Annotated in this window: 24 protein-coding genes and 1 pseudogene; 5 read left to right on the forward strand and 20 right to left on the reverse strand. The window is 53.5% G+C overall.

The window, feature by feature from the left end:
• Positions 1–4 precede the first annotated feature (4 nt).
• Positions 5–463 carry a DNA polymerase III subunit chi gene (locus C7434_RS12400; RefSeq protein WP_033739228.1) on the reverse strand — a complete coding sequence of 153 codons (459 nt, stop codon included), beginning with the start codon at positions 461–463 and terminating at the stop codon, positions 5–7.
• A 69-nt stretch (positions 464–532) separates the two neighbouring features.
• Positions 533–2,044, reverse strand: a complete 1,512-nt coding sequence (pepA, locus tag C7434_RS12405) for a leucyl aminopeptidase (protein ID WP_033739229.1) — start codon at positions 2,042–2,044, stop codon at positions 533–535.
• A gap of 268 nt (positions 2,045–2,312) precedes the next feature.
• Between pepA and lptF the strand changes: the two genes are divergently transcribed.
• Together lptF and lptG are read left to right on the forward strand one after the other, a co-directional pair.
• Positions 2,313–3,413: an LPS export ABC transporter permease LptF gene (gene lptF, locus C7434_RS12410; RefSeq protein ID WP_033739230.1), complete on the forward strand. Its 1,101-nt coding sequence runs from the start codon at positions 2,313–2,315 to the stop codon at positions 3,411–3,413.
• Positions 3,413–4,489 (forward strand): LPS export ABC transporter permease LptG, encoded by a 1,077-nt coding sequence (gene lptG, locus C7434_RS12415; protein WP_033739231.1) that lies wholly within the window; start codon positions 3,413–3,415, stop codon positions 4,487–4,489. Before lptF ends, lptG begins: the two co-directional genes overlap by 1 nt.
• 63 nt (positions 4,490–4,552) lie before the next feature.
• Here the strand turns inward: lptG and C7434_RS12420 are convergent, their stop codons facing one another.
• The 7 genes from C7434_RS12420 to C7434_RS12450 form a co-directional block, all read right to left on the reverse strand.
• The gene (locus tag C7434_RS12420; protein ID WP_243835878.1) at positions 4,553–4,885 is read right to left on the reverse strand and encodes an SH3 domain-containing protein; all 333 of its coding nucleotides are present in this window, start codon (positions 4,883–4,885) and stop codon (positions 4,553–4,555) included.
• Between the two features lie 212 nt (positions 4,886–5,097).
• Positions 5,098–6,207: a M20 family metallopeptidase gene (locus tag C7434_RS12425; protein WP_133745556.1), complete on the reverse strand. Its 1,110-nt coding sequence runs from the start codon at positions 6,205–6,207 to the stop codon at positions 5,098–5,100.
• A complete protein-coding gene (locus C7434_RS12430; protein WP_033739233.1) occupies positions 6,207–6,962 on the reverse strand; it encodes a glutamine amidotransferase in 756 nt (251 codons plus the stop codon). Before C7434_RS12430 ends, C7434_RS12425 begins: the two co-directional genes overlap by 1 nt.
• A 12-nt stretch (positions 6,963–6,974) precedes the next feature.
• Positions 6,975–8,054 (reverse strand): phosphotriesterase-related protein, encoded by a 1,080-nt coding sequence (locus C7434_RS12435; protein WP_033739235.1) that lies wholly within the window; start codon positions 8,052–8,054, stop codon positions 6,975–6,977.
• A 3-nt stretch (positions 8,055–8,057) separates the two neighbouring features.
• Positions 8,058–9,059: an ABC transporter permease gene (locus tag C7434_RS12440; RefSeq protein WP_161784121.1), complete on the reverse strand. Its 1,002-nt coding sequence runs from the start codon at positions 9,057–9,059 to the stop codon at positions 8,058–8,060.
• A gap of 22 nt (positions 9,060–9,081) precedes the next feature.
• Positions 9,082–9,828: an ATP-binding cassette domain-containing protein gene (locus C7434_RS12445; protein WP_161784123.1), complete on the reverse strand. Its 747-nt coding sequence runs from the start codon at positions 9,826–9,828 to the stop codon at positions 9,082–9,084.
• Between the two features lie 376 nt (positions 9,829–10,204).
• Positions 10,205–11,227 carry a LacI family DNA-binding transcriptional regulator gene (locus tag C7434_RS12450; RefSeq protein WP_033739239.1) on the reverse strand — a complete coding sequence of 341 codons (1,023 nt, stop codon included), beginning with the start codon at positions 11,225–11,227 and terminating at the stop codon, positions 10,205–10,207.
• Between the two features lie 324 nt (positions 11,228–11,551).
• On the opposite strand from C7434_RS12450, the gene C7434_RS12455 reads away from it, so the two are divergent.
• Positions 11,552–12,502, forward strand: a complete 951-nt coding sequence (locus C7434_RS12455; RefSeq protein ID WP_039339103.1) for a substrate-binding domain-containing protein — start codon at positions 11,552–11,554, stop codon at positions 12,500–12,502.
• On the opposite strand, the gene C7434_RS12460 is transcribed toward C7434_RS12455, so the two are convergent.
• Complete coding sequence (locus C7434_RS12460; protein ID WP_133745505.1) at positions 12,495–13,376, reverse strand: PfkB family carbohydrate kinase; 882 nt, start codon at positions 13,374–13,376, stop codon at positions 12,495–12,497. The two genes, C7434_RS12455 and C7434_RS12460, sit on opposite strands and share 8 nt — an antisense overlap.
• A 29-nt stretch (positions 13,377–13,405) precedes the next feature.
• Here C7434_RS12460 and C7434_RS12465 point away from each other — a divergent pair, with 29 nt between their 5' ends.
• Positions 13,406–14,251: a BtpA/SgcQ family protein gene (locus C7434_RS12465; protein ID WP_133745506.1), complete on the forward strand. Its 846-nt coding sequence runs from the start codon at positions 13,406–13,408 to the stop codon at positions 14,249–14,251.
• 623 nt (positions 14,252–14,874) lie between these two features.
• Here the strand turns inward: C7434_RS12465 and C7434_RS12470 are convergent.
• Entirely contained in the window at positions 14,875–16,164 is a 1,290-nt protein-coding gene (locus tag C7434_RS12470) for a DUF445 domain-containing protein (protein ID WP_133745507.1), read from the reverse strand.
• Positions 16,165–16,412: 248 nt separating this feature from the next.
• On the opposite strand from C7434_RS12470, the gene C7434_RS12475 reads away from it, so the two are divergent.
• Positions 16,413–16,907, forward strand: coding sequence for a hypothetical protein (locus tag C7434_RS12475; RefSeq protein ID WP_133745508.1), 495 nt, complete (start codon positions 16,413–16,415; stop codon positions 16,905–16,907).
• A 32-nt stretch (positions 16,908–16,939) separates the two neighbouring features.
• On the opposite strand, the pseudogene C7434_RS12480 reads toward C7434_RS12475, so the two are convergent.
• The 9 genes and pseudogenes from C7434_RS12480 to C7434_RS12520 all read right to left on the reverse strand — a co-directional run.
• Positions 16,940–17,050: pseudogene (locus tag C7434_RS12480) on the reverse strand (helicase HerA-like domain-containing protein); the annotation flags it as partial.
• 37 nt (positions 17,051–17,087) lie between these two features.
• Positions 17,088–18,341, reverse strand: coding sequence for an HlyD family efflux transporter periplasmic adaptor subunit (locus C7434_RS12485; protein ID WP_166649053.1), 1,254 nt, complete (start codon positions 18,339–18,341; stop codon positions 17,088–17,090).
• A complete protein-coding gene (locus tag C7434_RS12490) occupies positions 18,331–19,812 on the reverse strand; it encodes a TolC family protein (RefSeq protein ID WP_226374615.1) in 1,482 nt (493 codons plus the stop codon). Before C7434_RS12490 ends, C7434_RS12485 begins: the two co-directional genes overlap by 11 nt.
• Positions 19,802–20,995 (reverse strand): ABC transporter permease, encoded by a 1,194-nt coding sequence (locus tag C7434_RS12495; protein WP_166649054.1) that lies wholly within the window; start codon positions 20,993–20,995, stop codon positions 19,802–19,804. Before C7434_RS12495 ends, C7434_RS12490 begins: the two co-directional genes overlap by 11 nt.
• Positions 20,996–21,048: 53 nt before the next feature.
• Positions 21,049–21,762, reverse strand: coding sequence for an ABC transporter ATP-binding protein (locus C7434_RS12500; protein ID WP_133745511.1), 714 nt, complete (start codon positions 21,760–21,762; stop codon positions 21,049–21,051).
• 146 nt (positions 21,763–21,908) lie between these two features.
• Positions 21,909–22,361, reverse strand: a complete 453-nt coding sequence (locus C7434_RS12505) for a flagellar protein FlhE (RefSeq protein WP_110267927.1) — start codon at positions 22,359–22,361, stop codon at positions 21,909–21,911.
• 359 nt (positions 22,362–22,720) lie between these two features.
• Positions 22,721–24,289, reverse strand: coding sequence for an ABC transporter substrate-binding protein (locus C7434_RS12510; RefSeq protein ID WP_133745512.1), 1,569 nt, complete (start codon positions 24,287–24,289; stop codon positions 22,721–22,723).
• Between the two features lie 129 nt (positions 24,290–24,418).
• Positions 24,419–25,087: a MarC family NAAT transporter gene (locus C7434_RS12515; protein WP_133745513.1), complete on the reverse strand. Its 669-nt coding sequence runs from the start codon at positions 25,085–25,087 to the stop codon at positions 24,419–24,421.
• A 12-nt stretch (positions 25,088–25,099) separates the two neighbouring features.
• Positions 25,100–25,735 (reverse strand): hypothetical protein, encoded by a 636-nt coding sequence (locus tag C7434_RS12520; RefSeq protein WP_006121820.1) that lies wholly within the window; start codon positions 25,733–25,735, stop codon positions 25,100–25,102.
• Positions 25,736–25,826 lie beyond the last annotated feature (91 nt).

Raw genomic sequence — 25,826 nt, forward strand, 5'->3', positions numbered from 1 at the left:
TCTGCTATGTCGTTTGCGGCTGTGGTGGCGTTGCCGTATTCAATTGGAAGCCAACGCTGCGATAGGCTTTATAGCGATCGCGCGCTAACTGTTTGAGCGATTCTTCATAAGGAACGAAGTCTATCACTTCATGGAAAGCAGTAGCAAAATCTGCAAACTGCGGCAGCAGGCTGATCAGCAGGTCGCGCGGTGAATTGCCCCGACGCTGCGGCCAGGCCAGCTCGACCGGTGCGCCGTAGCGCGGGCCTTCGCCAGCCAGGTTATGTGGCACAAAGGCATTGGCAGGGCGCTGCCAGAGCGCCTCATCCAGCCGAATGGCTTGCTGCTCATCTTCACAGGCGATGAGCACTCGCTTACCGGCCCGCCAGCGTGTTTCCGCCAGATCGCACACCAGCGCTTCCACAGCGGTTAAGCCGTCGCGGGATGCATCGGTTTCCAGCACGTAGAAGGTTGCGTTTTTCATCGAATTGCCTGCTAAAAGAAAAGCGGGGCGACATGGCGTCCACCCCGGTTGGTTCGGTTGCCCGGGCGTTTAGTCGTCGCCGTTCAGACCTGCACGGTTCAGCAGGAACTGTGACAGCATCGGCACCGGGCGGCCGGTCGCCCCTTTGGCCTTGCCGGAGCGCCACGCGGTGCCGGCGATGTCCAGGTGCGCCCAGTTATATTTGCGCGCAAAACGCGCCAGGAAGCAAGCGGCGGTAATCGCGCCGCCCGGACGGCCACCGATGTTGGCCATATCGGCAAAATTGGATTCCAGCTGTTCCTGGTACTCATCGGCCATCGGCAGGCGCCAGGCGCGGTCGCCCGACTGTTCTGACGCGCTGATTAGCTCATGGGCCAGCGGGTTGTGGTTCGACAGCAGGCCGCTGACGTGATGGCCCAGCGCGATCACGCAGGCGCCGGTCAGCGTCGCCACGTCGATGACCACTTCCGGATCAAAACGCTCGACGTAGGTCAGGGCATCGCACAGCACAAGGCGACCTTCGGCATCGGTATTCAGCACTTCAACGGTCTGGCCAGACATGGTGGTCAGCACATCGCCCGGGCGCATGGATTTGCCGTCCGGCATGTTTTCACAGCCGACCAGTACGCCCACGACGTTCAGCGGCAGGTTCAGCTCGGCGACCATGCGCATCACGCCATAAACGGATGCCGCACCGCACATGTCGTACTTCATTTCATCCATGCTGTCCGCAGGCTTAATAGAAATACCGCCGGAGTCGAAGGTCAGCCCTTTACCGACCAGCACGATGGGGCGTGCATCGGTATCCGGGTTGCCTTTGTACTCAATCACCGACATCAGGGATTCATTGTGCGAACCGGCCCCGACGGCAAGATAGGCGTTCATGCCCAGCTCTTTCATCTGCTGCTCGCCAATCACGCGGGTTGAGATGTGTTTACTGTAGGCATCCGCCAGCTGACGCGCCTGAGAAGCCAGGTAAGCCGGATTACAGATATTTGGCGGCATGTTGCCCAGATCTTTGGCCGCTTTCACGCCCGCCGCAACGGCCAGGCCGTGCTGAATCGCCCGTTCTCCGCTGGTTAACTCACGGCGGGTCGGCACGTTAAACACCAGCTTGCGCAAAGGACGGCGCGGTTCGGCTTTGTTGCTCTTCAACTGGTCGAAGTTATACAGCGCCTCTTTAGAGGTTTCGACAGCCTGACGCACTTTCCAGTAGGTGTTGCGCCCTTTGACGTGCAGTTCGGTCAGGAAGCACACGGCTTCCATCGAGCCGGTGTCATTCAGCGTATTGATGGTTTTCTGAATCACCTGCTTGTACTGACGCTCATCCAGCTCGCGCTCCTTGCCGCAGCCAATCAGCAAAATACGTTCTGACAGGATATTCGGCACATGATGCAGCAGCAGCGTCTGACCCACTTTACCTTCCAGCTCACCGCGGCGCAGCAGGGCGCTGATATAGCCATCGCTGATTTTATCCAGCTGCTCGGCAATCGGTGACAGACGGCGCGGTTCGAAAACACCAACTACAATGCATGCACTGCGCTGTTTTTCCGGACTACCGCTTTTTACACTGAACTCCATGCACTCTCCTGAATCTTAAAGACAACAGCCGTAGCTGCCGCTAGAATGTAGCGCATTCATGACTCATTTATTAATCGGTGCAACATGCTAGCATGCTGTCGACGGTCGTAATGAATCAGGGTGACAACGTGTTGTTTTTTCACCACCCACATGCAATTCGTATACATTTTTAGCGCTGGCTTCGGCCATTTATGAAGAAAAATGGCTAATAAGCGTTGAAATTAGCGATTTTCCTGCAAAAAGACAAGTTTTCACAGGCGTATTAAGCGTGATCATTATTAGATATCTGGTTCGGGAAACGCTCAAAAGCCAGCTGGCTATCCTGTTTATCCTGTTGTTGATCTTCTTCTGCCAGAAGTTGGTCAGGATTTTAGGGGCTGCGGTGGATGGCGAAGTGCCGACAAACCTTGTTCTGACGCTGTTAGGACTCGGTGTGCCTGAAATGGCGCAACTTATTCTGCCCCTTAGCCTGTTTCTGGCGATTTTAATGACGCTGGGAAGGCTGTATACGGAAAGTGAAATCACCGTGATGCACGCCTGCGGGCTGAGCAAAGCGGTGCTGGTCAAAGCGGCGATGATTCTGATGCTGTTCACGTCGATTGTGGCCGCGATTAACGTCATCTGGCTCGGCCCCTGGTCGTCACGTTATCAGGATCAGGTTACGCAAAACGCCAAGGCCAACCCCGGCGCAGCGGCCATGGCGGCCGGGCAGTTCCAGACCTCCAGCGACGGCAATAATGTGCTGTTCGTGGAAGACGTAAAAGGCAACCATTTCGGCCATGTCTTCCTGGCGCAGCTACGGCCAAAAGGCAATGCCCGCCCATCCGTCGTTCTGGCCGACAGCGGCCATATGCAACAGGAAAAAGACGGTTCGCAGATCGTCACCCTGGATAAAGGTACTCGCTTTGAGGGCACAGCGTTGTTACGTGATTTCCGCATTACGGATTTCACCAACTACCAGGCCTATATAGGCTATAAGCAGGCGACGCTGGATCCTAACGATGTGGATCAGGCTCCCCTGAGCACGCTCTACGCCAACAACACGCCGGAATTTAAGGCCGAGTTTCACTGGCGTCTGACGCTGGTGTTCTCTGTGCTGGTGATGGCCCTGATGGTGGTACCACTCAGCGTGGTCAATCCACGTCAGGGGCGCGTACTGTCCATGCTGCCCGCCATGCTGCTGTACCTGATTTTCTTCCTGCTGCAGAGTTCGTTGCGTTCAAGTGGAGCCAAAGGCCGCCTGGATCCGGCCATCTGGATGTGGGTGGTTAACCTCAGCTACCTGGCGTTAGCGATTGTGCTCAACCTGTGGGATACGGTGCCTGCGCGCCGGATTCGCGCGCGCTTTTCACGCGGAGGATCGATCTGATGTTTCGCGTTCTTGATCGCTACATTGGTAAAACCATCTTTAATACCATTCTGCTCACGCTGTTTATGCTGGTCTCGCTGTCCGGCATCATCAAGTTCGTCGATCAGTTGCGTAAGACCGGTCAGGGTGCATACAGCGCGCTGGATGCGGGCTACTACACCTTGCTGAGCGTGCCAAAAGATATCGAAATCTTCTTCCCGATGGCCGCCCTGTTAGGCGCATTACTGGGACTGGGAACGCTTGCGCAGCGCAGTGAGCTGGTCGTGATGCAGGCGGCGGGTTTTACCCGCATGCAGGTGGCGCTGTCGGTGATGAAAACGGCGATTCCGCTGGTCCTGTTGACCATGGCTATCGGCGAGTTCGTTGCCCCGCAGGGCGAGCAGATGGCGCGTAATTTCCGCGCGCAGCAGCTCTACGGCGGCGCGCTGGTTTCAACACAAAACGGTCTGTGGGCAAAAGACGGCAACAGCTTTATCTACATTGAGCGCATTAAAGGCGACGATGAGATCGATGGCGTCAGTATTTATAACTTCAACGACGCGCGCCGCTTAGAGAATGTTCGCTACGCGGCCTCGGCCAAATGGGATAAAGACAAAAAGCTGTGGGTGCTGTCGCAGGTGGATGAATCGAACCTCACCGATCCCAAACAAATTACCGGCTCACAAAGCCTGGGCGGCGAGTGGAAAACAAACCTGACGCCTGACAAGCTGGGCGTGGTGGCGCTGGATCCGGATGCGCTCTCGATTACCGGCCTTTACGATTACAGTAAATACCTGAAGCAGAGCGGCCAGGAATCCGGTCGTTACCGCCTGAACATGTGGAGCAAGATCTTCCAGCCGCTGTCGGTTGCGGTGATGATGCTGATGGCGCTGTCGTTTATCTTCGGCCCCCTGCGCAGCGTTTCAATGGGCGTTCGCGTGGTGACCGGCATCAGCTTCGGCTTTCTGTTCTATGTGCTGGACCAGATTTTCGGCCCGCTCAGCCTGGTCTACGGCCTGCCGCCGATTTTCGGCGCGATACTGCCAAGCTTCGTCTTCTTTGCCATCAGTCTGTTTATGCTGGTGAAACGGCGTTAAGCGTCTGCCGTGAAAAAGGCCGCCTTTCGGGCGGCCTTTTTGTTTGCAGCTACTACGCATCGGTCAGTCATCCAACAGCCTGATGCATTCCCCAGGCACCCAGCCGCACTCGCCCGATGCGCGTTCAGCCCAGTACCAGTCGTTCAGCGATGTCGTTACGCTCACCTGCTCACCGGGACTGACCGTCAGTTCCTGCGCACTGTAGGTTTGCCGACAGATAACCTGATTTGGACTACGTAGCGAAAAGTATTGCTGAGGTGCCCAGCCTGCTTTTCCACCGGGCAAAATTATCCACAGCCAGCCTCGCCATGCCAGATCACAGTGGCTGACCACCGCAACGTCGCCTGCCTCCACGAAAAGGGGATCGGGATACGCAGACACATAACGCTTTATCACGCATGCTCGCCGTCTCATCATGTTCTCTCTGGCCTGAAACACCGCAATCATTATAGAGGGGAAATCCCTGATCGCTTTTACGTCGATATCAGGCCGTGTCGGCGCAGCGTAAAGGCGGAAAGGTTTGAAGTGAAAAAAAACCGCCGTGCAGGAAAAGATTAAGCCTCAGGAAAGCGGGGCTGACGCCGCTCCGCGCATGCATCATCTCTTCATCACGTCATCCAGTCGTGAATCAACGCACCATACAGCACCTCCGCTTCCGCTAACCGGCTCAGCAGACAGTATTCATCGGTCTGGTGCGCCATCGACGGCTCGCCGGGGCCGAGGATAATACAGGGCGGATTGCCCAGCGCGGGCAGCAGCAAGGACGCATCGGTGAAGTAGGGCACAATGCGCGGTGTCAGCGGGGCATCATGTAACGGCTGGCAGTGCTGATAAACCGACTGAATCCAGGCCTGATTGTCTTCGCTCAGCACCGCGGGCAGATCCACCAGCGTGGTCACCGTTACGCTGTCGCCCAGTAACGTCGTGAGCTGCTGACGAATGGTGGCGTGCTGCAGATTGGGGGCGCTGCGGATATCCACGTCAAACTGCGTGCGATCGGGCACGGAGTTAATGTTCAGGCCGCCCACGATGCGGCCGACATTGAGGGTCGGCTGCTTCATCAGCGGATGCGGCGCGCCGGGTGAGAAATGCTGAATTTTGCCCAGCGCGTCCGCCGCCAGATAAATGGCATTGATACCCAGCTCCGGCATCGCGCCGTGGGCCGTTTTGCCCCGGGTTTCACAGCGCAGCCAGAGTGCGCCTTTATGGCCGATAACCGGATAGTTGGCGGTGGGCTCGCCGACGATCAACGCGCCCACTTCGGGAAGGTCAGCGCTGTCGATCAGCGCCCGCGCACCATCGCAGCCTGTTTCTTCGCCGCCGGTAATCAACATCACCACGCCGGAACCCTGTCGAATCGCCTGCTGGTGCGTAACGCAGGCGACGGCAAAGGCTGCAACGGCGGCCTTCATATCACTCGAACCGCGCCCATACAGTTTATCCCCGACGATTTCACCGAACGGGTCGTGCTGCCAGTCGGCATTGCCGAGCGGAACCGTATCCAGATGGCCGGTAAATCCCAGCTGCGGTCCGGGCTGGCTGCCAGGCAGGCTGGCCATCAGGTTCAGGCGGTTTTCGCCGAAGGTGGACAGGGTGACGTCAAAGCCCCGTTCCGCCAGCCAGTCCGCCAGAAAGTGCATGCAGGCTGCTTCGTTGCCCGGCGGATTAATGGTGTCAAAGCGCAACAGCTGCTGCGCCAGTGTCTGGCTCTCGCTCATCAGCCGCGCACCGTTAACCAGTCCAGGCAGTTGATCCACAGCTGGCGATAACCCGGCCACTGAGCAAATTCCTGCGGCAGCCAGTGGGCAGACATATCACTCGTCCAGACCAGCGAGCGGCCCTGCTGATATTCGCGCACCGCCAGCAGCGGATGTGACGTTCCGGCAATGGTCGCCAGCAGTTTACCTTCCGGGTGCATTTCCACTTCGTTATAGCCCAGTAACCATGGCCAGTCGCCCGGCATATCGGTAAACAGCGCGTGAGATTCGGTCACGCTGGGATAGGCCCCTTCGGGCGTTTCGATGCGGTCATCCCAGGCCAGGCAGCGCACCGGCAACACCTTCTCGACCGCCGTGTTGCGATAGCGCGCGCCGCCGTTGATGCCCTGAAAACTGAAGTAGCCGCCAATCATCATCAGCGCGCCGCCCGCCGCCACGTAGTCGTGGATCAGCGTCAGGCGGTTTGCCGTGCGCTGGCTCTTCAGCCAGGTATCTGGGTGCAGCAGCAACGTATTGGCGCCGATGTCGGACAGAATAATCGCGTCCCACTGCTGAAGCCCGGCAGGCGTCAGCGGAAACTCAGTCGCGGCGGCATGGGCGGGCATGTAGGTAATGGCATAATCACTGTCGGCCAGCGCCGCCATAAAGTCGGTCGCGCCATTGTGCCAGGTCGCGGTGGCAAACTGATCGAAGCCTTTGACGTGAACGGATGTGCTGGTCCAGGATTCCCCGACCAGTAAAATTTTCTTCTGCATTACGCTTCTCCCTTACCCACCAAAAACGCGCTGTGGGTTAGCAATCAGTAAGGTTTCAAGTTGTTCGCCGCTGACGCCGTGGCGTTTCAGGCGCGGGACAAAATGTTTAAGGATGTAGCCATAGCCGTGACCGCCGTAGCGGGTCAGCATGGTTTTCAGGAACACGTCCTGCGATAACAAAATCTGTTCGATAAAGCCGTCATCGATCAGCTCGCGAATGGCGCGGGCATTCTCTTCATCAGACGGTGACTGCGCGGACTCATCGGCGTAGTAATAGCTCATGCCGATCATGTCGTATTCCAGAAAGGCGCCGCGCTGCGCCAGGTCGCGCTGGTAGCGCTTATCGGCAAAGCTGGGGTTCATATGGCACAGCACCACGTGACGCAGGTCAGCGCCTTCTTCTTCCAGAATATCCAGCACCCGATGGCCTAATCGCTCCCAGCCGGGCAGATGCACCTCAACCGGCACCCGTGTCGCGGCACTGGCGCGGCCCGCGGCCCGCAGGGATTTCTCCTCGTTGGGAGTAAAGCGGCTGGAGACGCCGATTTCGCCGATCAAACCGGCCAGCACCTCGGGTTTCTCTTCCCGGCCGCCCAGGTCGTAAATCAGCTTGTCAGCGAGCGCTTCGATGCTGATCGTTTTGACCCAGTCCGGATGAGATGGCTCCAGATACAGCCCGGTGCTCATAATGATGTTCAGCCCGGTCAGGCGCGCGATGCGCTGCAGCGCTTTCGGGTCACGGCCAATGCCGATATTGGTGGGATCCACCACCGTCTCGCCGCCCAGTGCCCGAAACTTCATCAGCTCTTCAATCGCCAAATCCACATCAAACAGCTGACAGTTATCGCGACTGATCAGCGGGTTAAGCGACAGCTCGCCCAGGTTTTCGATGCTGACCGGCATTTCCGCCAGGTGACGATCGCCACAGCAGCAGGGCGGCACCCATTTGCCGGAGGCATCCAGCAGAATATGTTCGTGCATCAGCGTCACGCCCATCTCACTCACCGGCAGCGGACCGAGTACGGTCATCACATAGCCGCTGTTGATGCCCAGCGGCAGCGGATCGGGATGGCGAAAAATAGAATGTTTCATCAACTATCCTTTCGCCGCCGATCGCGTCGGGTTGAGAATGCGGGTGTTCAGCCAGATGGCCAGCAAAATAATCGTACCGGTGGCGATCTGCGTATAAAACGGGGAGATGTGCGACAAAATCAGGCCGTTCTGGATGATGGCAATCGACAGCGCGCCGAGCAGCGTGCCGATAACGGTACCGAAACCACCGAACAGGCTGGTACTGCCCAGCACCACCGCAGCGATAACCTGTAACTCAAAGCCTTCGCCCTGGTTGGAGGAGCCGCTGCCCAGACGCGCAGTGATGATCATGCCCGCCAGCGCCGCCGCCATGCCGCTGATGATGTAGACCTTCATGGTCACGGCTTTGGTGTTAATCCCGCTCCGGCGCGCGCCTTCCGCATTCGCGCCAATCGCCGTGACATAGCGACCAAAGCGCATATGATTCAGCACGATATGGCCGACGATCAGCACCACGATGCCGATCAGCGCGGGCATCGGCACGCCCAGTACCCAGGCGCGGCCCATAAAAGCGAACGGGCTGTCGGCAGGGATGGGAATGGAATAGCCCTGCGTAATCAGCAGCGCCACGCCGCGCACCACCGCCAGCGTCGCCAGCGTGACGATAAAGGCCGGAATGCCTTCATAGGCGATAAAGAAGCCGTTGATGGCTCCTACCAGCGCGCCCAGCAGCAAGCCACCCAGCAACACCACCGGCCAGGGCAGGCCCCAGTTATTCAGCGCGATAGCGGACAACGCGCCGACCAGCGCCAGCGTCGATCCTACGGAAAGATCGATGCCGCCCGTGGTGATCACCAGCGTCATCGCCGTGGCGACGATCAGCAGCGGCGCGCTCTGGCGAATGATATTCAGCCAGTTAGCACTGCTGAGAAAGTTGCCGGTGATCAGGGAGAACACCACGCAGCAGAACACAAAAAACAGCGCGATGCTCACCACGCCAGAGTGGTTGTGCAGCAGGCGGCGCGGCAACGAGTGTTGCGCCATACGGGAACTGCTCAGATTCATAATAGTCATCCTGTTACCTCGCTCAGTGCGCGGCGGCCGAGCGGGCGACAAACTTCTCACCCACGATCAAATTGACGATCTCGGTCAGATCCGTGTCGGCCACGCGACGTTCCGCCACGTTGGTGCCCTCGTACATCACCATGATGCGATCGCACACCAGGAACAGATCCTGTAAGCGATGGGTGATCAGGATGACGCTCACGCCACGCGCCGAGACCCGACGGATCAACTCCAGCACCGCCTCGACTTCGGCGACGGCCAGCGCGGCGGTGGGTTCATCCATAATCAGCACTTTGGGATCGAAGGCGGCGGCGCGCGCAATAGCAATCGCCTGGCGCTGACCGCCGGAGAGATTGCGCACCAGTAAGCGCGTGTCGGGGATTGAAATGCCCAGGCCTTTCAGCATTTCCCGCGCGTCAGCGTGCATTTTTTCTTCGTCCAGAAACGGAATGCCGAGAATCGACTTCATCGGCTCACGTCCCATAAACAGGTTGCCCGCCACATCGACGGTGTCGCACAGCGACAGGTCCTGATACACCATCTCGATATGGCAGCGGCGGGAATCCGCCGGGTTACTGAAATGCTGGTCTTCACCATCGATACGAATCGTGCCGCTGGTGGGCACGACTGCGCCAGACAGCACTTTGGTCAGCGTGGATTTACCCGCGCCGTTATCGCCCACCAGGCCCAGCACTTCGCCCGGGGCCAGTTGCAGATTGACGCCGCGCAGGGACCGTATCGCGCCGTAAGTCTTGGTAATATTCACCATTTCTACCCGTGCCGGGGCAGGTTGTATTTGCTGCATGTGATCACTCCCATCACCGCTAACGGGAAAGTTGTTCTGCGGGCAAAAAGAGGTTATCTGGCACGGTTTACGCCCTTGTAAACCGGTTTACCTGCAAGATAAACCCTTTGTCATGACACACAGAACAACGCGCTACAACGATATTTGTTTGCCGGGTACGACATTGCAGCTTCCGTGCCAGCCTGGGAACAGGCGCGACATTCACGGTCTAACCTTTTGTAATGAAAAACATTTAAATGTTAACTTCAGGTAAACCGGTTTACTCACTATAACGCTGTGAAATTAAAAAGCGCGTTATTTGCGCTAAAACTGTGCACTTTTGCGCCATTTTGGGACGTTGTTAACACATTTGTATCGAATCGCGCGCCACCCATTCCACCGGCAGACGGGTTTCGGCGGGCACGGCGAGGTCGTCATTCAGAATGCGCAACATGATGTGAACCGCCGTGCGGCCCAGTTCCCGCGCGGGCTGGCGGATGGTGGAAATGCGCGGTTGGGTAAAGTCGGCATAGGTCGCATCATCAAAGCCCACCAGCGACAGTGCCTCGGGAGCTGTGAGCCCGCGTGCGCGCAGGCCATCCAGCAGTCCCAGCACCAGATAATCACTGGCGGCAAAGACAGCGGTAGGGCGCTCATCGCGGCTGAACAGCCTTTCCAGCGCCTGCTCACCGAATTCACGCTGGTATTCGCCGTACATCACCCATTCGGGCGGCACGTGCAGGCCCGCCTGCGTCATCGCGGTGCAAAAGCCCTGATAGCGTTCGCGCACACTCATCAGCTCATCCGGCCCGCCGACAAAGGCGATATGGCGGTGACCGGCGGCGATCAGGTTTTCGGTGGCAATCCGGCCGCCCTGTACGTTATCGGCAAAGACCTTGGGCACCATGCTGCCGGGAATGTCTTCATCCAGCAGTACGATGCGCTGGTGGCGGTTAATTTCTTTGCGTAACAGGCCGTTATCAGGATGGTTAGTGGTAAACAGCAGGCCATCCACCTGGCAGGTATCCAGCCAGCGAATAAACTGGCTCTCTTTGTCAGGATGGTTGCGGGTGAGGCACAGCACCAGGCTGTAGCCGTGGGCCGAGGCGGCTTCTTCGGCGGCATCGGCCAGTTCGGCAAAGAAGGGGTTGGTAATATCGGGCAAGACCAGCCCTAAGGTTTCGCTACCGCCCTTGCTCAGACGGCGTGCCAGGCTGTTGCCGCGATAATCCAGTTGACGAATCGCCGCTTCAATCCGGTCGATGGTTTCCTGCGGCAGCATAATGCTTTGATTCATATAGCGGGATACGGTCGCTTTTGACAGCCCGGCCAGCGCTGCGACGTCGGATAACAACACCCGTTTTTTACTCATATCATCTGCCATCTTGCCCGCAATCGGCTATCAGTAACACAGTTACGCGCAGCGAATACAGTATTTTCCCTGACCGCTGACGATAAAATAATCGCTTGACAAAATTTTGCCGGAAGCGAATGGTAGAGACAGTTTACCGCATGACCCGGGAGTCACTCCCAAACCCGATTAATCCCTTTCACAAGTTCACCATAATGGACGGCGAACAGAAAGTCGGTTATTCAGGTCCTGGCTGAATCAGCCATTCAGACGATATTTGCCCGCCAACAATAATCCCTCTGCATTACGATGCGGAGATCGACTGGTTATCGCACATTCCCGACGAGGAATTTTATGATGATGGCATTTAACACCAGAAAACTGCGCGCGGTTGCGCTGGCTACCGGCTTACTGTCTGCGGGTTCGTTATTTTCACTGGCGCACGCCGCCACGACGTATGCGCTGGTTCAGATTAATCAGCAGGCCCTGTTTTTTAATCAGATGAATCAGGGCGCACAGGAAGCCGCGAAAGCCAGCGGTAAAAATTTAGTGATCTTTAACGCCAACGATAATCCCGTATCGCAAAACGACGCGATCGAAAATTATATTCAGCAGGGCGTGAAGGGCATTATGGTGGACGCGATTGACGTCAACGGCATTATGCCGGCCATTAAAGAAGCGGCCGCCGCCAAAATACCGGTCATTGCGATTGATGCGGTATTACCGGCGGGCCCACAGGCGGCACAGGTGGGCGTGGATAACCTGGAAGGCGGCAAAATTATTGGTAAATATTTTGTCGACTACGTGGCGAAAAATATGGGCGGCAAAGCGCGACTGGGCATTGTGGGCGCGCTGAATTCAGCCGTGCAGAACCAGCGTCAAAAAGGGTTTGAAGAAACCATTAAAAGTCATCCAGGCATCACCGTCGCGGATGTGGTTGATGGCCAGAACGTGCAGGATACGGCGATGACGGCGGCAGAAAACCTGATCACCGGCAACCCGGATTTAACCGCCATCTACGCGACCGGCGAACCGGCCCTGCTGGGCGCGATTGCGGCGGTGGAAAACCAGGGCCGCCAGAAAGACATCAAAGTCTTTGGCTGGGATCTGACCTCCAAAGCTATCAGCGGCATCGATGGCGGGTATGTCACGGCTGTCCTGCAACAGGACCCGAAAAAGATGGGTGAAGAGGCGGTGAAGGCTCTGAACGCGATTACCGCAGGCAAAACCGTGTCGAAAACCATTCTGGTGCCGGCCACGGTGGTTACCAAGGCCAACGTGGACAGCTATCGCGCGATGTTTAAATAACCGCTGACTCGCCGCCTGCCTGGAGCAGCGCGGCGAGTTCCTCTGCGGTGGGAAAGGCCTGACGTGTGCCATGCCGACTGACGGTCAGCGCGGCAGCCTTACTGGCGTGAGTAAGTGCTAACTTATCAATCTCGCCCCCACGCAGGAGTGCGGATGCCAGCATCACGGCAAGAAAGGTATCGCCTGCACCGGTGGTATCCACGGCATGAGCGGGCTGGGCCGGGCAAAACGTCCGCTGCTCGCCCTGAATCAGCCAGGCCCCGGCGCTGCCGTGAGTAATCACTAACGTTTTAACGGCGCCGGGCGCGAACTGTTGGGCTTCATGCTGATTCACTACCGCGATATCCACCTGCGGCCAGCACGCGTGAAAACCGGCGTGCACCGGCGAGGGGTTAAAGACGGTGATCAGACCAAGGGATTTCGCCAGGCTGAACAGCGCGTGGGTTTTCCCGGGCGAGAAATTACCCTGCTGGACCAGCAGATCGCCCGGACGCGCGCCGGCAAGATGGTGACTGAGCGTCGCGATATCCAGCTCCTCAGCCGCCGCTGTACTGGTAATAATGGCGTTATCGCCGTCGGCGCTGTTTAAAATAAGTGAGGTATCACTCAGGGCCGCAACAGGCTGTGCAGGCAGTAACGTCACCGGCTCGTGTATAAGCTGCTGACGGATCCAGTTTCCTTTACTGTCATGACCGGTCGCGGCAAGTAAAACCGTCTCGATGCCGCAGCGGGATAATACGATCGCCTGATTCGCGCCTTTACCGCCGATATCCTGCGAACGGTGATAACCATGCACAGAGGCGCCCTTAGCCGGAATATCCGTGACAGACCAGGTTTCATCGACAGTAATATTACCAGCCACATAAACACGCATAGTGTTTTCCTGAACAGGATAAAGACGCGATGGTTGCTATATCAGCAGAAAAAAATGACGCAATACAAGCGATATTTTCCCGCCCCAAAGCCGTTATTGGCGTGATTCACTGTGACCCGTTTCCGGGCTCGCCAAAATATCGCGGCAAATCCGTCAGCGCGATCATTGAGCGCGCCTTACGCGATGCCGAAAACTATATTCTCGGCGGTGTTCACGGCCTGATCGTGGAAAATCATGGCGATATTCCCTTTTCAAAACCCGAGGATATTGGCCCGGAAACGCCGGCATTCATGTCGGTAATTACGGAAAAAGTGCGCGAACGTTTTGGCGTACCGCTGGGTATTAACGTGCTGGCGAATGCCGCGCTGCCTGCCTTTGCCACCGCGCTGGCGGGCGGGGCGGATTTTATCCGCGTCAACCAGTGGGCGAATGCCTACATCGCCAACGAAGGCTTTATTGAAGGGGCCGCCGCCAAAGCGCTGCGCTACCGCAGCCAGCTACGTGCCGAACATATTCGGGTGTTTGCCGACAGCCACGTTAAACACGGTAGCCATGCGATAGTCGCCGACCGCTCCATTCAGGAACTGACCCGCGACGTTGATTTCTTTGAAGCCGATGCGGTTATCGCCACCGGACAGCGTACCGGCGACAGCGCCACGCTGGACGAAATCGACGAGATCCGCGCCGCCACCGCCTTACCGCTGCTGGTGGGTTCGGGCGTCACGCCCGCCAATGTCTGCCAGATTCTGGGGCGCACCCAGGGCGTGATTGTGGCCAGCGCGCTCAAGGTGGACGGCGTCTGGTGGAACGATGTGGACCGGGACAGGGTAAAACAGTTTATGGCCGTGGCGCAGGCGGCGCTGGATCAGGCATAACCGCCGTTTATTCTCTGGCGCAGACAACAAAAAACCCCGCGGGTGAGGCGAGGTTTTTTGTTTACGTCAGCACGATTGCGTGCGGTGCACATCATGCATTATCAACGTTTTGAACTATACGAATTAATCCGGCATGGTGCAAGCAGGTGATGCTTTATTGTACGCTCTGACTGGATTGGTTTGAGGCTTCGCTCACAATCATTGTATTTTTCTGTTTATTTATACAGTGTTTTTGTTATGCTTTTCCAGGTTGATGTTGATGTGCTCTGAGGCCGCATCGTGCTGTGAAAGATGCGTTTCATGACTGACAAGTCCTGGCTGCAACGGGTGGTGCCGTCAGTGCCTTAACCTCCAGGGGCACATCATGCATTATCAACCTAATCAGCCTGTTACAGGCAGCGGAAAGGTACGCAGGCTGTAAGTGCTCCTGACCACAGGAGCCAGCGTATGAGATGGATAGAAATCGCTCGCGTATTTCTGAAGCTCATGGTTGCACTACTGCAACTGCTTGAAATTATCGTGAAGTCCTTCAGGTAAATCACGTTCAGGCCGCATCTAAGGGAGGTGATGTTTACCTCCCTTTAATCATGTCGTTGAATTAAGCAGAACAGGGCAGTGTTAAATCAGACCAGCCAGCCTTTCACCACCGGCAGCAGCGCCGGAATCTGCGACAGCAGATACAGCACCAGCCCGATGGTGCCGCCCACCAGCGTGCCGTTGATGCGGATAAACTGCAGGTCCTTACCGATGTTCAGCTCGATCTGCTGCGACATCTCCCGCGCATCCCAGCTTTTCACCGTGTCGCTGATATGGCGCGTCAGGAACGCCGCGAACTCCGGCGCAACGCTACGGGCAGCGTCTTCCAGATGCTGATTCATCGAGCTGCGCAGCCCTTCATCAGCGGCCAGGGTTTCGCCCAGCCACAGCGCCGCCTGACGGACCTTGTCCTGCACTTTTGACGCCTCGCTGTTGAGATCCGCTTTCAGCCAGTCGCGCAGATCGCCCCACAGCTCGCCGATATAGCGGTTCAGCGTAGGATCGTCTTTCAGCCAGCCTTTAATCACCTCGGCGCGTTCCGCCATTTCCGGATCGTTTTTCAGCTTCTCAATCAGGCGATCTACCGCGCGGTTAAAGCCCAGCCGCAGTTCATGGCCCTGATCCAGCGCCACATCATCCAGCAGCGAATCCACCGCGTTCGCCACCAGTTCTGCGCTGTGCTCGCCCAGCCACTCGGTCGGCAACATTTTGGCCTTGATGGGATGCTCGCGCTTCAGCCAGCGCACCAGCTGGTTGGCGATAAATTCCCGGGTACTGGGTTTATCCAGCAGCCGCAGCAGCTGATCGACCGCAGCATCCAGCAGCTCCTGATGGCGGTTATTTTTGGTCAGGCTTTCCAGCATCAGCGCGCCGGTCTGGCTGAGATCCACCTTGTCGATCGCCTTGTGCACCGCCTGGCGCATAAAGTGCTGGATGCGTGCGTCATCCGTCAGATCGAGAAAGCCGCGCATCACCTGCAACAGATGGCGACCGACCCGATCGGCATTACCGGGCGCGCTCAGCCATGTCGCCAGCATGTGCGACGGATCGTGGCGGCGGATCAGATTCAGCAGCGAATCGGTATCCAGAAATTTTTCCTGCACAAAGCGGCCCAGATTCTCACCGATGCGATCTTTATTGCGCGGAATGATGGCCGTATGACGGGCAATAAACGGCACCGGCACGCGGCGAAACAGCGCCACCACCGCAAACCAGTCGGCCAGCGCCCCGACCATTGCAGCTTCGGCAATGGCTTTAATACCGCTGACGTAGAAGTTGGGCGGCAGAAACAGTGTGACAACAAAAGTGATGGCGGCCAGCAGCAGCAGCGAGAGCGCCAGGCGTTTGGTCCGTTTTAATTCGCGTTGTTTATCCATATCCTGATCTTAGCAGCTTGCCTGCTGAGTAAGTCAACGTTGCCCGATCCAGGCCGAAAAGCGCAGTTAAGTCTGGTACTAAACCGCTCTGTCTTAACATGTCGGGCGATGTGCTGATCAGACTGTTCCTAAAAACTAATAACATTAAAAATTACCACTCTTATAAACAGTTACAGCAGTGTACATTTCGGGAGCAGTCTCCGTACGTTGACGCACCCTATCCATGGAACCAGACCAGGAGAATTCACGTGAAAGCAATCGCAGCGGCAACCGCAAGTCTGTTGATGTTAATGAGTGGCATCGGCGCGCACGCAGAAGGGCTGACCACCTCTGCCGATGGAAAAAATCTGACCGTCAGCTTCGGAAAGCCCACCATTAAGCAGGTTCTGCATTACCGTAAAATGTACGACAAAAAACCCTTCCCCGATGCCGAAATTTATTACTACGACAACGGCACCTATAAAATCATCTCGCAGGGGGAAAACCATTACGGCGTGTACGTGATGCAGGGCAAGTTCGATGATGAGACCTTCACGGTGCGCTTTATCTCGCTGCCGTCCACCGACTGGGGCAACAAGACCGCCTTCCATCAGTTGACCTTTGTGCGCGGCGATAAGCAGAACGTGTTTATCCAGAACGCGATTGTCGATACCGGCGAGGCGATTGCCCAGCAGAACGGCACCTACACGCAGGAAAAGAACACCGTCACCAACCCGGTGTCTACCAGCTGGAAACACAAGTAGCGTTAAGGTGGCAGCCAGGCTGCCACCAACCTTTAGCGACGGCGACCGCCAAACAGGCTGCCCAGCATGCCGCGAATAATCTGGTTAGTAATCTGTCGTCCCGCGCTTTTTGCCATGGTTTGCACCACGCCATCCCGCTTGCCGCGGTACTTCAGCGTTAACGGATCTTAACGCTATAATTTAATTTTTAAGTAAGACCTCGCCAGATTCCAGTCCAAAAATTTCAATCCCGGCTGAAACACTTTTTCCAGTTGTAATTGGTCTTTTAACAGGTGATGAATGGGGGGCATTACGGTACAAAACGTAAGCATTACCATCATTGTCTCGCATAATTGCCTGAGGAGGTACAGCTATACCGTGTGGATTTGAATAAACAAGCACTTCCAGCGTTGCGCTCATGCCTAATTTAATTGAATTTATTTTTTTTATCTGTTCTGGAGATAAGGAAACGGTTATTTCGTATTCAACTAACCCTCCTGAGTTTTGATCACTACTGTTTTGGAAAGCAATTCGGGTTATTTTACCTTGACGGGAAACGTTTCCAAACCCTTCTCCCGATACTGTCACTGGCATGCCCTCTTTAAGCAAAGATATATCACTTTCTTGAACATGAGCCAGTACTTTAAAATTTTTTAGGCCAGTGATTGAAAAAACAGGATTGCCTTGTGATATATGCTGCCCTGATTCTACAATTACGCTTTTGTCACCTCCAAAAAATTTGGCGGGAACAATTACGCCATCGAAAGGAGCCCGAACCTGGTAATTTAAAGCCATATTTCTAAGCGATTCATAGAGGGCTTGAGCGTTAAGGAAAGCGATTTCAGCAATTTGTAGTGAATCTTTATCGGCTCTTGATTCAAGAGTGGCCAGATCTTCCCTGGCATTTTTTAAGTCTTGATCTTGCGTCTGGATTTGAAGACGTAGATTGTCAACCTCATTGCGTGCAACAATACCTCTGTCGTAGAGTTCTGTCGTTTCTTTCAAATTTTTACGGCTATTGTTTAGTACTGCTGTTGCTATGCTTACCTGTCGTCTCAGGCGATGAACTTCTGGATCTTGATCCCAGTTCTTAAGTCGTACGACTTCCCGTTTAGTTTTAAGAAGTTCTGAAAGTGCGTTCCTGATCTGAATATCAAGCTCTAACGTTCCCATAGTAAAGAGCATATCGCCAGCTTTAACGCTATCTCCAGCCTGAACGTTTATTTTTTCAAGGACACCGTCAAAAGGTGCACTAAGCGTCTTTTGTTCAACAGCTTCAACATGCCCTATAAGGCCTAGAGTATTCGTCAGAGATCCCGGTGCAATCGGATACCATTGTTCTGCGGTTTGATGTGATTCATCAGGCGTTTTAGAAAAGTATAAACAAGCCCCAATTACGCAGGTGCAAATAACCAGAGACCAAAGTTTCCAGTTTTTATTAAGATTATGGCTCATTTCTTTCTTCATCTTTTAGTGATATATGCCAGCTTTGAAGAGTGGTACCAACAATTTCATCCAATTCTGTAAGGGCGTTTTGGTAACTGATAGATGCATTCAGTTTGAAGTTGTTTGCGTTACGAAGATCATTCTCATACGAAATTATTTGGAAGTTTGTGGAACGCCCTACCAGTAATTTTTCTCTTTCAATTTTTACTTTTTCAGCAGTCAGCCTGTAAGCGCGTTGAGCTATCTCGTACTGTTTCCATTTAGTATTTATTGTGTTGACTGCATTGAGAACATCTTCTCTTATTTTTTGTTGCATATCTTCTGTGCGGAGTTTATTTATTTGCATTGTCACGCTTGTATCAATAAGCGTTTTTCTTGTTGAAAGATCCCCTACGGGTATTTCAACTTGTACCCCAACATATTTATCCCACGTTTTTTCAGGACTTGAATCTCCCGCATGAGAGCGAATTTGACTTGCGCCAGCAACAAGTGATATATCCCATAGCTGTCCATTTCTGGCAAGCAAAACATTGATATCTGATTTTCTGTTTTCAATCAACTGACTTAAGTAAGCGGGCTGGTTTTTTTTAGCAACACTAATTGCTTCATTAATATTTATACTTGCATAAGCAGGATCAGCATTTTCAGATACATCGATAGGCGTATTTAAATCAAGTGCCAAGAGGCTAAGTAAACCGAGACGAGAAGTTTCATAGTTATTTCTGGCCTCCTCCAGAGATAACTCTTGATTTGCAACATCCGCTTCTGTCTGAACAACCTCGAATCGAGCCATTCTTCCTGCTTTTATTAAAGCCTCGTTGACCTGTGTGAGATTTTTTGCTCTGTCCAATGACTCTTGAGCAATATTAATTTCTTCCTTCGATCTCAAAAAATTTCTGTAGGCCACAACGATTTGTGTAATTTTGTGAGACAGAGTCGATTTAAGAGATAAACGGTTTTGCGCCTCGGTCATCCTTGCAAGCTCTCGAGATGCGGTGGTAACGTCTTTCCCTGCATTTTTAAGTAAGGGTTGGATTACAGTAAAGCTTGCACCGTCATTGCTGAATGAGTTCTGCGTATCAGATTTTCGGTCTTGATAAGCCCATCCAAGGCTGAATCTCGTTCCATAAGGAGTGAGCAATGTCGCAGTCGGTCCAATCCTGTTTTGGCGATAACCATTCTCATCATTTTCACCGTTAAGATATTCTCCAGTAATAGTCATCTTCGGTGTAAAACTATCCTCGGCAACCCGAAGATCGAATTTTTGAGAAATCCTTTCAAGGTAGGCACTTTGAATATCTCTATTATTTCTTAAACCGATTGCAATGGTATCAATTAAATTTAGTTTAATTTTATGTTCAGGTGTTGAGAGCGAACTTTCATTTGCACCATGTGAAGATTGCGCTGAGATATTTGAGTAGGCTGAGTTAACTGTAAATACATATATCATGGCAAGAATAAGAGTATATTTACGCATCATTAAGCACTCTTACAGGTTCTATTTTAGATGCATTCATTGCTGGATAAAGTCCAAAAAATAATCCAGTCCCGAGTGAGCTGGTTACGCCAAGTATGAGAGAGTAGGGCGTAATAATAAAATGAGACCATACAGAAAAGTAAAAAAATATAAGTGAACTAATGATTCCACATACGCTTCCAACTAAAGCCCCTGCCGCGCTAAGGATGAGAGCCTCGAGAAGGAATTGTATGGTTATATCGAATGGACGAGCACCTATTGCAAGTCGTATACCTATTTCTTTTTTTCTTTCGGCTATATTCATAAGCATGACATTCATGACGCCTATACCACCGGCTAACATTGAGACGCCGCCTATGCATATCAGTAACCAACTAAAAAGCCCGGTTTGCTGTTTCATACCATCAATGAGTGATTCGGGGATCTGAATGTTAACCGACAGTCCATTTTTCAGTTTTTTTAAATAATTACTGATATTTTTTCCTGTATCTTCTGCAGAAGATTTTTCTTGATATACCATCATAATTGCAGAAAATATTGGCCGATGAATTACTCTTTTCATACCTTCAACAGGCATAACCACGGCATCATCGATGTTGAAAGGGAAGAGATAATTTTCACCCTGTCTTTTCAAAATGCCAACTATTTTGTACATATAGTTTCCAATAACTATATTTTCACCCGTATTTAAAGAGGCATAACCCGCGCGATGAGCGACATTATAACCAACAAGGACGTAAGTATTGTCTGAATCTTCATCCCCCAAAAAACGACCCGAGGTTAGTTTTAACTGCATTATTTTTGCGAGCTCGCCACTTTCACCAATAACTAATGAACCTATGATCCGGCTGCCATATTTTACTTCAGATGAAGTGAAAATCACTCCACTCGCACTTTTTATATCTTTTAAAGCGCGTAAAAGCGAAGATGGATTAAATTCTCGAGGTGTAAGACCTGCATTAAACTTTCCCGGGGAAGGTTGAAGGTTGGCTATAATGAGATTACTGCCCAATCCTTTAAAAACTTTAATCGATTCTGCCTGCGCCATGCTTCCCATATTTATCAAGGCGGTTACAGCACAACAACCAATAGCTATTCCAGCAAAAGCGAGTACAGCTCTGCGTCCAAGGTAACGAATGTTTTCGATTGCAGAAAAGAAGTGTTGTCTTGGCGTAGGGCCATACATTCCACCATCCGTGAATTTTTCAAAAAAGTGGGGCCATCTAAAAAATTGCATTTTTATTCAAATACTTTTCCGTTGAGTACATTCAGGCGTCTTTTCATTTTACTCGCAAGAGCATCATCATGTGTCACCATAATCAGCGTTGTATTTTGTGATGCATTCAGCGACAGAAGAAGATTAGCAATCATATCTCCTGTTTTACGATCAAGGTTTCCAGTGGGTTCATCCGCGAGCAAGAGTATCGGCTCTCCAACAAGTGCTCTTGCAATGGCTACTCGCTGACTTTGTCCTCCAGATAATTCGTGTGGACGATGATTTAACCGATTTGAAAGGCCAACCAGTTCAAGTTTATCTTTCGCGCGAATAAAAGCTTTCTCTTTACTAATACCCCGATAGAGAAGCGGTAAAGCAGCGTTCTCAAGGGCGTTAAGACGAGGAAGTAGATTAAAATTTTGGAAAATAAATCCAAGCAGGCGATTTCTTAATACTGCCCGTTCGTCAGGAAGGGCTGTAGATGTGTCGTAGCCGGAAATAATAACCTTCCCTTTAACAGGCTTTTCGAGCAAACCAATAAGGTTAAGTAGTGTACTTTTTCCTGCACCTGATGGTCCCGTTATAGCACAGGTTTCACCACGATGAATTGAAAGAGAAATGTTATTTAAAATGGTTGTAGCATCCGACTGTATCCCATAAGCATAGGTTATTTCTTTTAGGCGAATTGCTTCAGCGGATGCAAAAACTGATTCGGGCAACTTTTCTGCGATGTTCATACTTTATAACTTTGCAAATTAAAACAATCACAGGACTGAATAACCAGGAGCATTGGCCTTAAATCCATTTTTACCCATCAGAAATAGTAATAACGCAATCAGTGATGGCTGCTATCACTGATTGCGTTTACCAGGCACAAATAAATTTATTTGCTTGATGTATAGTTGACGCTTAACTGCGATACACCATTTCCAGTAATGGTTCCGGTTGCTCGGTTGCTACTGACCATATAGTACAGAAACAGTGGATTTCCAGCAGGTTTACCCTTGAAAAAAGTAGTCGACCCTGATTTAGCTGAGGAAACATCAGTGCAGTTTATGGTAGAGCCCTGGCACAACTGGACAGTTAAAGTACCACGACTCCCCACGTCTGACTGACCAAGTGAGTAATCATAATATATTTCTGTCAGTGTGGCATTGCTAACCGGAATAGCCCCCGATGGGATTGGAAAATTGAGCGTGTACCAGGTGTTAGGTGCACTGACAGTCATAGGGCGGTTTGCCTGCGTACTGTAGGCACCATCCACAGCATAGGCTGCCTGTGAAGCCATTCCCAGAACCAACCCTGCCATAACGAGTGTTTTCATGCTTTTTTTCATTAGCTTCCCTTGATTGTTATCATCATTTGTAAGAAACGATAAATTACATCAAGTTTCATGAATGACAAAATATATTAATGTTATTTTTTTATTAAATTAAGCTCTTTTGGAGGTTGTTTCGTAATCATTTTTCAAGGTAATCATGACCTGCGTCCATCGTTAAAGAGCGTTGTATAAATTTACATGATGGTTTCAAAGTGGGGAGAGATAAAAATCTGATAAGGAAAAAAACCTGTCGTCTCTCAACAAGATCTGTGCGGCTTAATGTTGAAAGAACCTGATGAAAAGTCAGTCATGCGTCAAGCATAGCCAGCGGGGCGGCAGCCGTCAGTAAAGATTGCGTGCTGCCGCCCGGAAATTTACTTCTGCACCTCTTCAAAATTCAGCAGCGTCACGCCAATGCCCTGTTGCGCATGCGTTACGTTCTTGCGCAGCGCGACCTGTACCTCGCCCTGCAGCATGACCACGTAAGGCGAGTTCTGCTGAAGCTGCTGTTGCAGCGAGACGTAATCGGCCCGGCGCTTCGCGGCATCGCTTTCTCCGGCGGCTTTGCGGGTCAGGGCGCTCAGCTCCGGAATATCCCACCCCACGCGCCAGGCCAGCGTTTTGCTGCCGTTTGGCACGTTATAGGCGAAGGTACTGGCGTTAGTGTTCGGGTCGATATAGTCCGCGCCCCAGTAGGTAAAGATGGATTCGAACTGACGGCTGCGCATCTTGCTCCACAGCTCGGATTCCGCCACTGGCTGGATATCCAGATTCACCTCGGCTTTGGCAAAGCTCGACTGCAGCGCCTGGGCAATGTCGATATACGGCGGCTGATTCACCACCGACAGCGCGATATGCGCGCCAGGCTTAATGCCGCCTTTGGCTAAAATCGCTTTGGCCTTCTCGACATCGTAGTGGAACGGTTTGGTCTCCAGCGCGCCGTCAAAGCCCTGCGGCAGGAAGCTCTGGTGCACACGATATTGCTCCTTCAGCAGCTGATTCGCCAGGCTGTCGTAGTCCACCAGCCAGCGCGCCGCCTGCCATAAGGCCGGATTCCCCAGCGCAGGCTGCTGCGTGCTTTTGGTGTTAAAGCCCAGGTAGTAGATCAGGCTGGAAGGAAAGGCTGCGATGTGCACATTGGGATCGCTTTTCAGCGAGGCCAGCTGATCCGGCCCCAACTGATACGCCGCATCCACATCGCCCTGCTGGATCAACAGCCGACGGGTGCCCGGATCGGCCACGCCTTTCAGCAGCACCCGTTTCAGGTGCGCTTTCTGGGTGCTGTTGGGATTGACCTCCAGCACCAGCGCCTGCAGGGGCACGAACTGTTTGATCGCATAGGCCGCGCTGCCCGCCGAGTGGGTTTTCAGCCAGCCGTTGCCGAAGTCGTTACTGGCGGCATGCGACTGCGCCAGCTTGCTGTCGACAATGGAGGAGACCGGCGCGGTCAACAGGCGCAGGGCCAGATCCTGACCGATTTGTGCCGGCCAGCGCAGTTCCAGCTGATGAGCGTTGATGACGGTGAACTGCTGGTCGATATTCTCCGGCGTCCAGCCAAATTCACTCAGGATAAATGAGGGCGCTTTGTTCAGCTTCACCGCGCGGGTAAAGGAGAACACCACGTCCTTCGCCGTCAACGGGTTACCGCTGGCAAAACGCGCCTGCGGGTTCAGGTCAAACACCAGACTGTGTGGGGTTTTACCCGGCTGCCAGCGCAGCGCCGCCAGCGGGGACAGCTTCTGCGGATCCTGATGGTCCGGCTCCAGTAACGTCTGGTAGATGTTGCGCAGGCTGCTGTTGCTGACGGTTTCAAAGCTTTCCGCCGGGTCAAAACTGATAATGCCGTCCAGCGGCACGGCGACCACGAACGTATCTTTTGGCGTTGCCGCGTGGGCGGCAGAGGAGAGAGCAAGGGCGGTAAGCAGGAGCAGCGGTTTGCGCATGGCGGTTATCCTTAATGATTGATAACCCTACTGTAACCCGCGCCAGAGCAGGTCAAAATGCCGGTTTGTTCTGAGCTATGCCAGTTTCGTCTTAGCTGATAAGCCGCCCGTTAAGGGCGGCTCAGATCGTCAGTGGAAGGTGTGAATCACTTCCAGCACGCCGTTGATAATGAACTGCACGCCCATGCACACCAGCAGAAAGCCCATCAGACGCGAGATCGCCTCGATGCCGCCTTTGCCCACCAGGCGCATGATCGCCCCTGAACTGCGCAGGGAAATCCATAAAATCACGCTCACCACCAGGAACGTCAGCACCGGCGCGACGTTAATGACCCAGGCCGGAAAATCCACCCCGCTGCGCACGGTAGACGCCGAGGAGATGATCATCGCGATCGTCCCCGGCCCGGCGGTGCTGGGCATCGCCAGCGGCACAAAGGCGATGTTCACCGGCTCCTGCGCGGTTTCCAGCTCATCGTGCTTGTGTTTGGCTTCGACCGAATGGCCCACCGGCTTCGCCGGAAACAGCATCCGAAAACCTATAAACGCCACGATCAGCCCGCCCGCGATGCGCAGCCCCGGAATGGAGATGCCGAACGTATGCAGCACCGCGCTGCCCGCATACCAGGCCACCATCATGATGGCGAACACGTAGATGCTCGCCTGCAGGGCCTGACGGTTGCGCTCCCGAAAATTCATCTCACCGGCCAGGCCCAAAAACAGCGCCACGGTGGTGAGCGGGTTGGCGAGCGGCAGGATTACCACCAGCCCCAACCCGATTGCTTTGATTAACTCCAGCATGCCTTATTCCGCTTAGTGTTTAGGCCGTTCCAGCGCTTCCAGCAGCTCCGGGAAGAAGTCTTGCAGGATTTCCGGCGTCATCAGCTCCGGGTACTGCATCAGGTGCTCGCGGATGCGTTCGTTCACGTCCGGGATCAGGCGCTGTGCCGCATCGCTGGCGCTGATTTTATGCTTCTTCATGCTGCGCAGCAGGTCGGCGGGCAGGTTGTCTTCGTCTTCGTTGTCTTCCACCATCTCCAGCGCATCCAGCTCGTCGAACATCTCCATTAACGCTTCGGTTTGCGGCGTGCGGGATTCATATTCGCGCGGGTGTTCTTCGGCCATGTAGCGCAGCATCAGGCGCATCGGTGTGCCATCCGGGGATTTAGGTGGTTCGGCGGCGAACCAGGTCAGCAACTGGTGGATGGTGACCTGATGGACGTGATAACCGTTATCCACCAGTTCGTCGGCCAGCAGCTCAGCGCTTTCGTTTTCAATCAGGCAGATATGCGTGCGGTTGGGATCGTACTCTTCGAGCCACTGGTAGATCTCTTCGATCACGCCATCGTCGTACTCGAACTTTTTGTTTACATAGCTCCCTTCTGACGCATTTACGCAGGCTGTGATCAGGTCTGGATCGAAGTAAATTGCGATGTTGATACCTTTCATGCGTGCCGTCCTGTTCAAATCCAAAACATCACTATAACGCTCAACGCATTAGGAAGGAAAACTTATGACTTAACGTGTTGCGATACAAGAT

Source organism: Pantoea sp. PNA 14-12 (assembly GCF_004364735.1).
Classification (GTDB): Bacteria; Pseudomonadota; Gammaproteobacteria; order Enterobacterales; family Enterobacteriaceae; genus Pantoea; species Pantoea stewartii.